This is a genomic window from Pseudomonas lalucatii, from assembly GCF_018398425.1.
Lineage (GTDB): Bacteria > Pseudomonadota > Gammaproteobacteria > Pseudomonadales > Pseudomonadaceae > Aquipseudomonas > Aquipseudomonas lalucatii.
Genome location: NZ_JADPMV010000001.1, coordinates 70,893 through 84,214, shown reverse-complemented (window position 1 = coordinate 84,214; position 13,322 = coordinate 70,893). Strand labels below are relative to the sequence as shown.

Here is a 13,322-nt window from a genome sequence, read left to right as displayed (position 1 = left end):
AAAAAACAAGCGCTAGCCCTGGAAATGCAAAGGGGCCCGCAGGCCCCTTTGCATTCAGGATGTAACGGTCACGCGTCGGGCGCTGCCTTGGCGGGCGGCTCGCTGTTTTCGTATATCAGCAGCGGCTTGGACGAACCGTCGATCACGCTTTCGTCGATCACCACCTTGCTCACTTCCGACTGCGAAGGGATCTCGTACATGGTGTCGAGCAGGATGCCTTCGAGGATCGAGCGCAGGCCACGGGCGCCGGTCTTGCGCTCCAGGGCCTTGTTCGAGACGGCTTTCAGCGCGTCCGGACGGAACTCCAGCTCCACGCCCTCCATCTCGAACAGCTTGGCATACTGCTTGGTCAGGGCGTTCTTCGGCTCGGTGAGGATCTGCATCAAGGCAGCCTCGTCCAGCTCCTCGAGGGTCGCGATGACCGGCAGGCGGCCGACGAACTCGGGAATCAGGCCGAACTTCACCAGGTCATCCGGCTCGACCTCGCGCAGCGATTCGCCGACCTTCTTGCCCAGGTCCTTGCTGCGCACCTCGGCATTGAAGCCGATGCCGCCCTTGGTCGAGCGCCCCTGAATGACCTTCTCGAGGCCGGAGAACGCGCCGCCGCAGATGAACAGGATGTTGCGCGTGTCGACCTGCAGGAATTCCTGCTGCGGGTGCTTGCGACCGCCCTGGGGCGGAACCGAGGCGACGGTGCCCTCGATCAGCTTCAGCAGCGCCTGCTGCACGCCCTCGCCCGACACGTCGCGGGTGATCGACGGGTTGTCGGACTTGCGCGAAATCTTATCGATCTCGTCGATGTAGACGATGCCCATCTGGGCCTTCTCGACATCGTAGTCGCACTTCTGCAGCAGCTTCTGGATGATGTTCTCGACATCTTCCCCGACGTAACCCGCTTCGGTCAGGGTGGTGGCATCGGCGATGGTGAACGGCACATTGAGCAGGCGCGCCAGGGTCTCGGCCAGCAGGGTCTTGCCCGAGCCGGTGGGACCGATCAGCAGGATGTTGCTCTTGCCCAGCTCGACGTCGTCCTTCTTGTCGCGCTGGTTGAGGCGCTTGTAGTGGTTGTACACCGCTACCGAGAGGACCTTCTTCGCACGCTCCTGACCGATCACATACTGATCCAGGATGGTGCTGATCTCCTTGGGCGCAGGCAACTTGTGCGCGCTGCTCTCGGCCTGGGCTTCCTGCACCTCCTCGCGGATGATGTCGTTGCACAGGTCGACGCACTCGTCGCAGATAAAGACAGAGGGCCCGGCAATCAATTTGCGTACTTCGTGCTGGCTCTTGCCGCAGAAGGAGCAATAAAGCAGCTTGCCGTTGTCCTCGCCGTTGCGGGTATCAGTCATTCGATCAATCCAATACGGTAGGCTTGAAACACAAGATGAAGGCAAATGCGGGCGTTTTCAAGCCCGCGCGGCGGCTGGAACAATCCAGTCGCCCCATACGCAAGCCGCTTAGCCCGCCAGTTGACGCTTGCTCAGCACCTGATCGATCAGGCGATACTTGACCGCATCCTCACCGCTCATGAAATTGTCGCGGTCGGTGTCGCGGGCGATCACTTCGATCGGCTGGCCGGTGTGGTCGGCGAGGATCTTGTTCAGCCGCTCGCGAATGGTCAGGATCTCCCGGGCATGGATCTCGATGTCCGAGGCCTGGCCCTGGAAGCCGCCCAGCGGCTGGTGGATCATCATCCGCGAGTGCGGCAGGCAGTAACGCTTGCCCGCGGCGCCGCCGGCCAGCAGCAAGGCGCCCATGCTGCAGGCCTGGCCGATGCAAATGGTCGACACGTCGGGCTTGATGAACTGCATGGTGTCGTAGATCGACATCCCAGCGGTCACCGAGCCGCCCGGCGAGTTGATGTACAGGTGGATGTCCTTGTCCGGGTTCTCGGCCTCGAGGAACAGCAACTGGGCCGCGACCAGGTTGGCCATGTAGTCCTCGACAGGACCGATCAGGAAGATCACGCGCTCCTTGAGCAAACGCGAATAGATGTCGTAGGCGCGCTCGCCGCGGGCCGACTGCTCGATCACCATCGGCACCAGGCCGCCGGCCGCCTGGATGTCAGGCATGTGTTGCATAAAAGGATTGCGGGACATGTCTTGCACTCGCTCCCTAAATAGTCATGTCACAAATACGCATAAGCCAGCGCGGAGGCTGGCTTATGGCGTGTTCGAACGAGGTAAAGAATCAGTCGGCTTTGGGCGCTTCCGCCGGCTTGACAGCTTCTTCGTAAGAGACCGCTTTATCGGTCACGTTGGCCTTCTGCAAAACAGTATCTACAACTTGTTCTTCCAGCACAACCGAACGCACTTCGTTCATCTGCTGGTCGTTCTTGTAGTACCAGGCCACGACCTGCTCGGGCTCCTGGTAGGCCGACGCCATCTCCTGGATCAACTCACGCACGCGCTCTTCGTCGGGCTTGAGTTCGAACTGCTTGACCACCTCGGCGACGATCAGGCCAAGCACCACGCGACGCTTGGCCTGCTCTTCGAACAGCTCGGCCGGCAGCTGTTCCGGCTTGATGTTGCCACCGAACTGCTGGACCGCCTGCACGCGCAGACGATTGACTTCGTTACCCAGCAGCGCCTTCGGCACTTCGATCGGGTTGGCCGCCAGCAGGCCGTCCATCACCTGGTTCTTCACCTTGGACTTGATGGCCTGGCGCAGTTCGCGCTCCATGTTCTTGCGCACCTCGGCGCGGAAGCCTTCCAGGCCGCCGTCCTTGACGCCGAACTGGGCGAAGAACTCTTCGTTCAGCTCGGGCAGCTGCGGAGCGGAGACGCCGTTTACCGTGACGCTGAACTCGGCCACTTTGCCGGCCAGGTCCAGGTTCTGGTAGTCCTCGGGGAAAGTCGGGTTGATCACGCGCTCTTCACCGGCCTTGGCGCCGACCAGGGCGTCTTCGAAGCCCGGGATCATGCGACCGGAGCCCAGCACCAGCTGGGTGCCCTTGGCCGAGCCGCCGGCGAAGGCTTCGCCGTCGATCTTGCCGACGAAGTCGATGTTCAGCTGATCGCCGCTTTCGGCGGCGCGCTCGACGGCCTCGAAGCGGGTGTTCTGCTTGCGCAGGATGTCCAGCATGTTGTCCAGGTCGGCATCAGCCACCTCGGCCTGCAGGCGCTCGATGGCGATGGACTCGAAGCCCTGCACCTGAAACTCCGGGAACACCTCGAAGGTGGCGACGTATTCCAGATCCTTGCCCTTCTCGAACGGCTTCGGCTCGACGGCCGGAGCGCCAGCCGGGTTCAGCTTCTGCTCGACCACGGCCTCATAGAAGGTCTCCTGGATCAGGTCGCCCAGGGCTTCCTGGCGCGCAGAGGCTTCGTAGCGCTGACGGATCACGCTCATCGGCACTTTGCCGGGACGGAAACCGGGAACCTTGGCACGACGGGCAGTCTGCTGCAGACGCTTGTTGACTTCAGTCTCGATGCGCTCGACGGGAACGCCGACGGTCATGCGGCGCTCAAGAGCAGAAGTGCTTTCAACAGAAACTTGCATGGATATTCCTCGTTGCACAGACATAAGCCGGCCGTTTCCGGCCCCAGATCAAGGGCATGCATTCTAGAGGGTCAATTTGCAGAAGTCACCCTAGATGCAGGCGGCAATCGGGAGGGGAAGTAGATGGTGCGGACGGAGAGACTCGAACTCTCACACCTTGCGGCGCCAGAACCTAAATCTGGTGTGTCTACCAATTTCACCACGTCCGCGTGGTCAGACTATAAAACAAAAACGCCAGGCTTTCGGCCTGGCGTTCTGGAATATGGGGTGGACGATGGGAATCGAACCCACGACACCAGGAGCCACAATCCTGTGCTCTACCAACTGAGCTACGCCCACCATATTGCATTTTGCTTGTGCCAAGACTGCCAAATGGCACGCCCGGCAGGACTCGAACCTGCGACCATCCGCTTAGAAGGCGGATGCTCTATCCAGCTGAGCTACGGGCGCCTATCCATCTGCAAGCGCAGACTTAAAGCTTTCGGCTTCGGCGGAGGCCTTGCGACCCCTGCGTTTGCCGTCTTACCCAGCGACTGGCTGTGCTCGACAAGCGGGGCGCATGTTATAGAGGCGCCCATGGGGCGTCAACACTAATTTCAAAAAAAGTTCAGTGAGATAAAGGGGTTACGGGAAAATCCTGGACCGGCGCCTTTGCCGTGCCACCTCGCCATGCGAGAATGCCCGTCCTCTCCCTATCCTTTCCAATGGTTAATCTAGCGCAATGACCGCACAACTGATCGACGGCAAAGCGATCGCCGCCAGCCTCCGCCAGCAGATCGCCCAACGGGTCGCCGAGCGATGCCAGCAGGGCCTGCGGGCCCCCGGCCTGGCGGTGATCCTGGTCGGCAGCGACCCTGCCTCTCAGGTCTATGTCGCGCACAAGCGCAAAGACTGTGAAGAAGTGGGCTTCCTCTCCCAGGCCTACGACCTGCCGGCCAGCACCAGCCAAGCGGAGCTCCTGGCACTGATCGACCGCCTGAATGAAGACCCGAGCATCGACGGCATTCTGGTGCAACTGCCCCTGCCGGAACACATGGACGCCTCCTTGCTCCTGGAGCGCATCCGTCCCGACAAGGACGTCGATGGCTTCCACCCCTACAACATCGGCCGCCTGGCCCAACGCATGCCCTTGCTGCGGCCCTGCACCCCGAAGGGCATCATGACCCTGCTGCAGAGCACCGGCGTGGACCTCTACGGGCTGCATGCCGTGGTCGTGGGGGCCTCGAACATAGTCGGCCGGCCGATGGCCATGGAGCTGCTGCTCGGCGGCTGCACCGTCACCATCACCCACCGCTTCACCAAGGACCTGCCGCAGCATGTCGGCCAGGCCGACATCGTGGTGGTGGCCGCCGGCAAGCCGGGACTGGTCAAGGGCGAGTGGATCAAGGAAGGCGCCATCGTCATCGACGTCGGCATCAACCGCCAGGACGACGGCAAGCTGATCGGCGACGTGGTGCACGAGACCGCCCTGCCCCGTGCCGCCTGGATCACCCCGGTACCGGGCGGCGTCGGCCCCATGACCCGCGCCGGCCTGCTGGAGAACACCCTGCACGCGGCGGAGCACCTGCACGACTGAGGCCATCTTGCGCGCATGAAAAACGGCACCCCAGGGTGCCGTTTTTCATTTGCCCGACCAGCGCTTAGCTGCGCCCCTGCTCCCAGGATTTCAGCAGTTCGTCGTAGTTGATGGTTTCGCCCCTGGGCTTCTCGTTGGCCAGCTTGGCTTTCGGCGCGCCGGGCTGATCCAGCCAGTACTGCGGGTCGCGCGGCTCGTTCAGCTTAGGCCCACATTCGCCCAGTACCCCGGAACGCTCCAGGCGCCCGAGCATGGTGTCCTGCGCCGCCGCCAGGCCATCGAGCGCCTGCTGCGGCGTCTTGTCGCCACTGGCCGCCTCGGCGATGAACTGCCACCACAACTGCGCCAGGCGCGGGTAGTCGGGCACGTTGGTGCCGGTCGGCGTCCACTGTACCCGGGCCGGGCTGCGGTAGAACTCCACCAGGCCGCCCAGCCTGGGCGCCGCATCGGTCATGGCCTGGGAGTTGATGTCCGACTCGCGGATCGGCGTCAGGCCGACCAGGGTCTTCTTCAGCGACACGGTCTTGGAGGTGACGAACTGGGCGTACAGCCAGGCCGCCAGGCGCTGCTTCTCCGGGGTCGACTTGAGGAAGGTCCAGGAACCGGCGTCCTGGTAGCCGAGCTTCATGCCCTCTTCCCAGTAGGGCCCCTTGGGCGACGGCGCCATGCGCCACTTCGGCGTGCCGTCGCCGTTGACCACCGCCAGGCCGGGCTTGGTCATGTCGGCGGTAAAGGCGGTGTACCAGAAGATCTGCTGGGCGATGTTGCCCTGGGCCGGCACCGGACCGGCCTCGGAGAAGGTCATGCCCTGGGCCTCAGGCGGTGCATATTGACGCATCCAGTCGACGTACTTGGTGGTGGCATAGACCGCCGCCGGGCCGTTGGTGTCGCCACCGCGCTCGACACTGGAGCCGACCGGCCGGCAGCCGTCGACGCGGATGCCCCACTCGTCCACCGGCAGGCCATTGGGCAGCCCCTTGTCGCCGCCGCCGGCCATGGAGAACCAGGCATCGGTGAAGCGCCAGCCCAGGGACGGGTCCTTCTTGCCGTAGTCCATGTGGCCGTAGACGCGCTGGCCGTCGATTTCCTTGACCTTCTCGGAGAAGAACTCGGCGATATCCTCGTAGGCCGACCAGTTGACCGGCACGCCCAGCTCATAGCCGTAGATTTCCTTGAACTTGGCCTTGAGTTCCGGGCGCTCGAACCAGTCGGCGCGGAACCAGTAGAGGTTGGCGAACTGCTGGTCGGGCAGCTGATACAGCTTGCCGTCCGGTCCGGTGGTGAACGAGGTGCCGATGAAGTCCGGCAGATCCAGGGTCGGCGAGGTCACCGCCTTGCCCTCGCCTGCCATCATGTCGCTGATCGCCACCGCCTTGCCGTAGCGGAAGTGGGTGCCGATCAGGTCCGAGTCGTTGATATAGCCATCGTAGATATTCTTGTCGGACTGCATCTGGGTCTGCAGCTTCTCGACCACATCGCCTTCCTGCATCAGGTCGTGCTTGAGCTGGATGCCGGTGATCTCGCTGAACGCCTTGGCCAGCACCTTGGACTCGTATTCGTGGGTGGCGATGGTTTCCGAGGCGACACTGATGCTCATGCCACGAAACGGCTCGGCCGCCTTGATGAACCACTGCAGCTCGGCCAGCTGCTGCTCCGGCGTCAGGGTCGAGGGGTTGAACTCCTCGGCGATCCATTTCTTCGCCGCCTCCTCGTAGGCATCCGCCCAGGCCGCACCGCTGAGCCCGGACAGTGCCAGCAAGGCGGCCAGGGCCACGCTATGTCGGGTGTTGTTGTTATTGTCGAACATGGAGACCTCCATCTCAGTTTTTATAAGAGGCAGCACGGTCTGCGCCCTGCACCGCCGAAACCCACCGGCGGGACGAGGCCAGCGCCGCGGATTAGCCCCAGCGCATCACTGCAAGCAGCCACAACAGGGACAGCAACGAGGCCGTCCAGACACTCCAGTCGGTCGCGCCGACCACCAGCAGATGCAGGTAGGCGCTGCCGAGCAGACCGATGAACAGGCGATCGCCGCGGGTGGTGGCAATCGGCAGGAAGCCCTTGCGCTCCACGCTGGGCGAACGCAATTCCCAGGCCGTCATGCCCACCAGGGTCAGGGCGATGGCGCCGAAGAACAGCCCCGTCGGCAGGGTCCAAGCCATCCACTCCATAGTCCTCTCCTTACACCCGGCCCAGGGCGAAGCCCTTGGCCACATGGTTGCGCACGAACCAGATCACCAGCATGCCTGGCAGGATGGTCAATACCCCGGCCGCCGCCAGCACGCCCCAGTCGATCCCCGAGGCCGACACGGTGCGGGTCATCACCGCGACGATCGGCTTGGCCTCCACCGAGGTCAGGGTGCGCGCCAGCAGCAGTTCGACCCAGGAGAACATGAAGCAGAAGAACGCCGTCACGCCGATGCCCGAGCCGATCAGCGGGATGAACAGCTTCACGAAGAATTTCGGGAAACTGTAGCCGTCGATATAGGCGGTCTCGTCGATTTCCTTGGGCACCCCGGACATGAAGCCCTCGAGAATCCATACCGCCAGCGGCACGTTGAACAGGCAATGGGCCAGGGCCACGGCGATATGGGTGTCGAACAGGCCGATGGAGGAATACAGCTGGAAGAACGGCAGCAGGAACACCGCCGGCGGCGCCATGCGGTTGGTCAGCAGCCAGAAGAACAGGTGCTTGTCGCCGAGAAAGCGGTAGCGCGAGAAGGCATAGGCCGCCGGCAACGCCACGCTGAGCGAGATCAGGGTGTTGAGGCTGACGTAGTACAGCGAGTTGAGGTAGCCCTGGTACCAGCTCGGATCGGTGAAGATCACCCGGTAGTTGTCCAGGGTGAAGGCATGGGGCCACAGGCTCAGCCCGCCGAGTATCTCGGTGTTGCTCTTGAACGACATGTTCAGCAGCCAGTAGATCGGCACCAGCAGGAACAGCAGGTAGCCCAGCAGCACCAGACGTTTGCGTATGCTCATGGTCGACCTCAGCGTTGCTTGTCGTCGTGGGTCATGGCCGTATAGAACAGCCAGGACACCAGCAGGATGATCAGGAAGTACACCAGGGAGAAGGCCGCCGCCGGCCCCAGGTCGAACTGGCCGACCGCCATCTGGGTCAGGGTCTGGCTGAGGAAGGTGGTGGCGTTGCCCGGCCCGCCGCCGGTGAGCACGAAGGGTTCGGTGTAGATCATGAAGCTGTCCATGAAGCGCAGCATCACCGCGATCAGCAGCACGCTCTTGAGCTTGGGCAGCTGGATGTGACGAAACACCGCCCAGGCCGAGGCGCGGTCGATGCGCGCCGCCTGGTAGTAGACATCGGGGATCGCCCGCAGGCCGGAGTAGCACAGCAGCGCCACCAGCGAGGTCCAGTGCCACACGTCCATGACCAGCACCGTGACCCAGGCGTCGCCGGTGTCGGAGGCATAGTTGTAGGCCACCCCCAGCTCGTTCAGGCTCCAGCCCAGCAGGCCGATGTCGGCGCGGCCGAAGATCTGCCAGATGGTGCCGACCACGTTCCACGGGATCAGCAGCGGAATGGCCATGAGGATCAGGCACAGCGAGGCCCAGCGCCCCTTGGTCGGCATGCACAGGGCGATGCCTATCCCCAGGGGAATCTCGATCAGCAGCACGCAGGCCGAGTAGATGAACTGGCGCAGCAGCGAGTCGTGCAGGCGCGTGTCCTGCAGCACCTGGCGGAACCAGTCGACGCCGACGAAGTAGCGGCTGGACTGGTCGAAGATGTCCTGCACCGAGTAGTTGACCACCGTCATCATCGGCACGATGGCGCTGAAGGCCACCAGCAGGAAGACCGGCAGCACCAGCCACCAGGCCCGGTTGTTGTGCACCTTGTTCATGCCCGCTCCTCCGCCTGTGCGCTGTCGACCAGCACGTCGTCGGCGTAGAGCAGCAGCCACTGCGCCGGGAAGCTGATGTACGCCTGCCTGTGCGGCACCTGCTGGTCCTCCTGCAGGCGCGCCTTGAGCAGCTGCTCGCCCAGGCGCAGGGTGAGGATCTTGTAGGTGCCCAGGTCCTCCACATGTACCACCTCACTGCAGAAAGCCCCCTCGTAGGGGCCCTCCCAGACGTGCACGAACTCCGGGCGGATGCCGGCCTGCAGGCGCTTGTCCGGGCACTCGGTCAGGCGCCGGTTGAGGGCATCGGCCAGCGGCAACTCGATGGCACCGAAGCGCACCCCACCGGGGCAGCGCTCGACCTCGATCAGGTTCATCCCCGGGCTGCCGATGAAATAGCCGACGAAGGTGTGGCTGGGGCGTTCGAACAGCTCCCGCGGCGTGCCGAACTGGACGATCTGGCCGCCGTACATCACCGCGATCTTGTCGGCGAAGGTCGAGGCCTCCAGCTGGTCGTGGGTGACATAGACCATGGTGATGTTGAACTGCTCGTGGATCTGCTTGAGCTTGCGCCGCAGCTTCCACTTCAGGTGGGGGTCGATCACCGTCAGCGGCTCGTCGAAGAGGATCGCCGACACATCGTCGCGCACCAGGCCGCGGCCCATGGAGACCTTCTGCTTCTCGTCTGCGGTCAGGTTGCGCGCCTTCTTGTGCAGCAGCGGGTGCAGGTCGAGCACCTCGGCGATCTCATGCACCTTGCTCAGCACCTTGGCTTCGGCCAGGCCCTGGTTGCGCAGCGGGAAAGCCAGGTTGTCGAACACCGTCATGGTGTCGTAGACCACCGGAAACTGGAAAACCTGGGCGATGTTGCGCTGCTCCGGGGGCAGCCGGTTGACCTCCTTGGCATCGAACAGCACCTGCCCCTCCGAGGGGCTGAGCAATCCGGAGATGATGTTCAGCAGGGTCGACTTGCCGCAGCCGGAGGGACCGAGCAAGGCATAGGCCCCACCCTGCTCCCAGACGTGGTTCATCTCGCGAATCGCGTAGTCCTGGGGGCCCGCCGGCGTGCGGCTGTAGCTGTGGGCCAGGTTATGCAAGCGTATCTCGGCCATCAGGCACCCCTCCCCATGCGCCGGCTGGGCGCCTGCGCGAGCCGGTCCCGGCTGTCGAAGACGAACAGCTTGTGGGTCGGGATGTAGATGAGGATCGGCGTATCGACGTCGTACTCGTGTACCCCGGGCAGGTGCAGGACCAGGGAGACATGTTCGTTGCCCACATGCAGGAAGGTCTCCGAGCCACTGATTTCCGCCAGCTCGACGGTCACCGCCAGCTCCAGGTCGTCGTCGTTGGACGGCACCAGGCCGATATGGCTGGGGCGCACGCCGAAGCGGTAGGCACCCTCGTCCAGCTCGTCCAGGTCGGGGTTGCGCGGGAAATGCACGGCCTCCTCGAAGCTCACCTCGGTGGCGCTGATATGCCCACCCAGCAGATTGATCGGCGGCTCGGAGAACAACTCGGCCGCCAGGACCTGCTGCGGCCGGTGGTAGACCTCGGCGGTCTTGCCGCTCTGCACCACCCGCCCCTCGTGGAGCACCGTGGTGGTGCCGCCCAGGGCCAGCGCCTCGTTCGGCTCGGTGGTGGCATAGATGGCGATGGTGTGGCGCGCCTGGAACAGCTCGCGCATCTCCTGGCGCAGCTCCTCGCGCAGCTTGTAGTCGAGGTTCACCAGCGGCTCGTCGAACAGCACCAGGTCGGCCTCCTTGACCAGCGCCCGGGCCATGGCCGTGCGCTGCTGCTGGCCGCCGGACAGCTCCAGCGGGTAACGCTGCAGCAGCTTCTCGATATGCAGCATGCGCGCCGTTTCCTCGACCTTCTGGACGATCTCCGCCTGGCCGACCCCGGCTTGGCGCAGCGGCGAGGCGATGTTCTCGAATACCGTAAGGGTCGGGTAGTTGATGAACTGCTGATAGACCATCGACACGTTGCGCTTGCGCACCGGCACGCCGGTCACATCCGCGCCGCTCATCAGGATGCGGCCGCTGCTCGGCCTGTCCAGCCCCGCCATCAGGCGCATCAGGCTGGTCTTGCCCGCCAGGGTGCGGCCGAGCAGTACGTTGAAGGAACCGGGTTCGAAGGTCAGGCAGGCATCGTCGATATAGACCTGGTTGTCGACGATGCGGCTGACATGCTCGAGGGTAAGCGACATGGCGTGCCCTTATTCTTGTTATGTCCTGCGGTATGAACCGCCTCGCCATGACTTAGCGACATCCGTGCCACTTTCCCCCGCCTCCCCGACACCTCCTGCAGGCCATTGAATAAAAAGGCTTTTATCGAACAAACCGCCGCCAGACCAGGGCTCGATCGAACCGCTGACCACTGTTCAACCTGAACAACTGAACACGCCGGGCGTTGACAATGAACAGCGGCGAACAACATCCTGCACCGAGAACAACGGCGGCGAACATCCACTCGCCGACCGAACAAGAACAAGAACAACACGCAGGTGATCGGACCACCTTATGAAGGATGCCGCCCAAGCGCTTCCCCACGCGACCATCATCCAGGACTCCTGGGCCCGTTGCCGCGAGCACGGGCTGTCCCACCACAGCGCCCCGGACTTTTCCCGCCCCCCGGACGGCGAGGTGTCGGCCCTGCTGGACAGGCAGCAGTTCCTGGTGCAGACCACCCACAGGGAGGTGCTGCCCTACTACGAGAACATCCTCGCCAACTCCAACTGCCTGATCATGCTGGCCGACAGCCAGGGCCAGCTGCTGCAGTCCTGGGGCGACCGGCGCTTCGTCGAGCCGGCCCTGGCGTCCGGTTTCGTCGCCGGCGCCCGCTGGCTGGAGCGGCATGCCGGGACCAACGCCATAGGCACCGCCCTGAGCAGCACCCAGGCCGTGCATATCCAGCACGACGAGCACTTCCTCAAGGCCAATCGCTTCATGACCGGTTCGGCCTCGCCGATCTTCGACGCCCAGCGACAGATGATCGGCGTGCTGGACGTCTCCAGCGACAGCTACCTGCCGCCCTCCCACACCCTGGGCATGGTCAAGATGATGAGCCAGTCGGTGGAGAACCGCCTGATCCTCAACCTGTTCCAGGGCCGCTACTTCCAGCTGATCTTCAATACCGGGCTGAACAACCTGGAGAGCCAGTGGGCCGGCCTACTGATCTTCGACGAGACCGGCCTGGTGGTGTCCGCCAACCGCCGCGCCGACACCCTGCTGGGCATCAGCCTGTCGCGGGTGACGCTGGAAAGCCTGTTCGGTGTGCCCTTGCGCCAGCTGCTCAACCAGCCCGAGGGCCTGCCCTTCGCCCTGCGCGCCGCCGGCCGCTATCGCTTCCACGGCCTGCTCAAGCGCCCGCAGCAACCGGCGGCGATCCAGGCCCGGGACTTTCGCCCCGCACCACCGCCGAGCCCGGCGAATAGCGCCCAGGCGCTGACCCTGGAGGCGATCGACCTCGGCGACCCGCGGGTGGCCAAGGCCGTGCGCCAGGCCGAGCGCCTGCTGGAGAAGGACATCCCGATACTCGTCCACGGCGAGACCGGGGTCGGCAAGGAAGTCTTCGTCAAGGCCCTGCACCAGGCCAGCTCCCGTGCCGGCCAGGCGTTGATCGCGGTCAATTGTGCGGCCATCCCCGCCGAATTGGTGGAGTCCGAACTGTTCGGCTACGAGAAGGGGGCGTTCACCGGTGCCAGTCAGAAAGGCAGCATCGGCCTGATCCGCAAGGCCCACAAGGGCACGCTGTTCCTCGACGAGATCGGCGACATGCCGCTACGGGTGCAGGCCCGCCTGCTGCGGGTGCTGCAGGAGCGCTGTGTGCAGCCCCTGGGCAGCAGCGAGCTGTACCCGGTGGATATCCGCCTGATCTCCGCCACCAACCGCCCGCTGCGCCAGGACGTCGACGGCGGCCTGTTCCGCCAGGACCTCTACTACCGCATCAGCGGCCTCAACCTGGAACTGCCGCCGCTGCGCGAACGCAGCGACAAGCAGGCCCTGTTCCAGCGCCTGTGGGATCAGCATCGCGAGGTCGGGCAAGGGGCGGGACTGAGTCGCGAGGTGCTGGAGCTGTTCGAGCGCCACCCCTGGCCCGGCAACCTGCGCCAGCTCGGCAGCGTGCTGCAGGTTGCCCTGGCCATGGCCGAGGACCAGCCGATCCGGGCCGAGCACCTGCCCGACGATTTCTTCGCCGACCTGGCCGGACGCCCCGAACCAGGTGTCGTCCGCCCTCGGCACGGCCCGGCGGACGGCGCCGGCGACCATGACCTGGCCAGCCAGTACCAGGCCTGCGCCGGCAACATCTCGCACCTGGCCCGGCGCCTCGGTGTCAGCCGCAATACCCTGTACAAGCGCCTGCGCGCGCAGGGCCTGAAACCCTAGCCACGC

General features: G+C 64.3%; 11 protein-coding genes and 3 tRNA genes. 2 read left to right on the top strand and 12 right to left on the bottom strand.

What is annotated here, in order from left to right; all coding sequences use genetic code 11:
- Positions 1-68 precede the first annotated feature (68 nt).
- From clpX to I0D00_RS00330, 6 genes are all read right to left on the bottom strand, one after another.
- The gene (gene clpX, locus I0D00_RS00355; RefSeq protein ID WP_213637783.1) at positions 69-1,349 is read right to left on the bottom strand and encodes an ATP-dependent Clp protease ATP-binding subunit ClpX; all 1,281 of its coding nucleotides are present in this window, start codon (positions 1,347-1,349) and stop codon (positions 69-71) included.
- Positions 1,350-1,457: 108 nt separating this feature from the next.
- Entirely contained in the window at positions 1,458-2,099 is a 642-nt protein-coding gene (gene clpP, locus I0D00_RS00350) for an ATP-dependent Clp endopeptidase proteolytic subunit ClpP (protein ID WP_208707018.1), read from the bottom strand.
- Positions 2,100-2,190: 91 nt separating this feature from the next.
- Positions 2,191-3,501, bottom strand: a complete 1,311-nt coding sequence (gene tig, locus I0D00_RS00345; RefSeq protein WP_213637782.1) for a trigger factor — start codon at positions 3,499-3,501, stop codon at positions 2,191-2,193.
- Positions 3,502-3,625: 124 nt separating this feature from the next.
- Positions 3,626-3,710, bottom strand: a tRNA-Leu gene (locus I0D00_RS00340).
- 54 nt (positions 3,711-3,764) lie between these two features.
- A tRNA-His gene (locus I0D00_RS00335) sits at positions 3,765-3,840 on the bottom strand.
- 34 nt (positions 3,841-3,874) lie between these two features.
- Positions 3,875-3,951: transfer RNA gene (locus I0D00_RS00330), tRNA-Arg, on the bottom strand.
- 271 nt (positions 3,952-4,222) lie between these two features.
- Here I0D00_RS00330 and folD point away from each other — a divergent pair.
- The gene (folD, locus tag I0D00_RS00325) at positions 4,223-5,077 is read left to right on the top strand and encodes a bifunctional methylenetetrahydrofolate dehydrogenase/methenyltetrahydrofolate cyclohydrolase FolD (protein WP_213637781.1); all 855 of its coding nucleotides are present in this window, start codon (positions 4,223-4,225) and stop codon (positions 5,075-5,077) included.
- Positions 5,078-5,141: 64 nt separating this feature from the next.
- On the opposite strand, the gene I0D00_RS00320 is transcribed toward folD, so the two are convergent.
- From I0D00_RS00320 to I0D00_RS00295, 6 genes are all read right to left on the bottom strand, one after another.
- Positions 5,142-6,884: an ABC transporter substrate-binding protein gene (locus tag I0D00_RS00320; RefSeq protein WP_213637780.1), complete on the bottom strand. Its 1,743-nt coding sequence runs from the start codon at positions 6,882-6,884 to the stop codon at positions 5,142-5,144.
- A gap of 91 nt (positions 6,885-6,975) precedes the next feature.
- Positions 6,976-7,248 carry a DUF2160 domain-containing protein gene (locus I0D00_RS00315; RefSeq protein WP_213637779.1) on the bottom strand — a complete coding sequence of 91 codons (273 nt, stop codon included), beginning with the start codon at positions 7,246-7,248 and terminating at the stop codon, positions 6,976-6,978.
- 10 nt (positions 7,249-7,258) lie between these two features.
- On the bottom strand, positions 7,259-8,059 hold the full coding sequence (locus I0D00_RS00310; protein WP_213637778.1) for a carbohydrate ABC transporter permease: 801 nt from the start codon (positions 8,057-8,059) through the stop codon (positions 7,259-7,261).
- A gap of 8 nt (positions 8,060-8,067) precedes the next feature.
- Positions 8,068-8,934, bottom strand: coding sequence for a carbohydrate ABC transporter permease (locus I0D00_RS00305; protein WP_213637777.1), 867 nt, complete (start codon positions 8,932-8,934; stop codon positions 8,068-8,070).
- On the bottom strand, positions 8,931-10,043 hold the full coding sequence (locus tag I0D00_RS00300) for an ABC transporter ATP-binding protein (RefSeq protein WP_213637776.1): 1,113 nt from the start codon (positions 10,041-10,043) through the stop codon (positions 8,931-8,933). Before I0D00_RS00300 ends, I0D00_RS00305 begins: the two co-directional genes overlap by 4 nt.
- On the bottom strand, positions 10,043-11,137 hold the full coding sequence (locus tag I0D00_RS00295) for an ABC transporter ATP-binding protein (protein ID WP_213637775.1): 1,095 nt from the start codon (positions 11,135-11,137) through the stop codon (positions 10,043-10,045). The genes I0D00_RS00300 and I0D00_RS00295 overlap by 1 nt, the downstream gene beginning before the upstream one ends.
- A 313-nt stretch (positions 11,138-11,450) precedes the next feature.
- Between I0D00_RS00295 and I0D00_RS00290 the strand changes: the two genes are divergently transcribed.
- On the top strand, positions 11,451-13,316 hold the full coding sequence (locus I0D00_RS00290) for a sigma-54-dependent Fis family transcriptional regulator (protein WP_213637774.1): 1,866 nt from the start codon (positions 11,451-11,453) through the stop codon (positions 13,314-13,316).
- Positions 13,317-13,322 lie beyond the last annotated feature (6 nt).

Bases quoted from the DNA above. Each gene is read 5' to 3' on its own strand.
- clpX (WP_213637783.1), bottom strand. From the start codon at position 1,349: ATGACTGATACCCGCAACGGCGAGGACAACGGCAAGCTGCTTTATTGC.
- clpP (WP_208707018.1), bottom strand. From the start codon at position 2,099: ATGTCCCGCAATCCTTTTATGCAACACATGCCTGACATCCAGGCGGCC.
- tig (WP_213637782.1), bottom strand. From the start codon at position 3,501: ATGCAAGTTTCTGTTGAAAGCACTTCTGCTCTTGAGCGCCGCATGACC.
- folD (WP_213637781.1), top strand. From the start codon at position 4,223: ATGACCGCACAACTGATCGACGGCAAAGCGATCGCCGCCAGCCTCCGC.
- I0D00_RS00320 (WP_213637780.1), bottom strand. From the start codon at position 6,884: ATGTTCGACAATAACAACAACACCCGACATAGCGTGGCCCTGGCCGCC.
- I0D00_RS00315 (WP_213637779.1), bottom strand. From the start codon at position 7,248: ATGGAGTGGATGGCTTGGACCCTGCCGACGGGGCTGTTCTTCGGCGCC.
- I0D00_RS00310 (WP_213637778.1), bottom strand. From the start codon at position 8,059: ATGAGCATACGCAAACGTCTGGTGCTGCTGGGCTACCTGCTGTTCCTG.
- I0D00_RS00305 (WP_213637777.1), bottom strand. From the start codon at position 8,934: ATGAACAAGGTGCACAACAACCGGGCCTGGTGGCTGGTGCTGCCGGTC.
- I0D00_RS00300 (WP_213637776.1), bottom strand. From the start codon at position 10,043: ATGGCCGAGATACGCTTGCATAACCTGGCCCACAGCTACAGCCGCACG.
- I0D00_RS00295 (WP_213637775.1), bottom strand. From the start codon at position 11,137: ATGTCGCTTACCCTCGAGCATGTCAGCCGCATCGTCGACAACCAGGTC.
- I0D00_RS00290 (WP_213637774.1), top strand. From the start codon at position 11,451: ATGAAGGATGCCGCCCAAGCGCTTCCCCACGCGACCATCATCCAGGAC.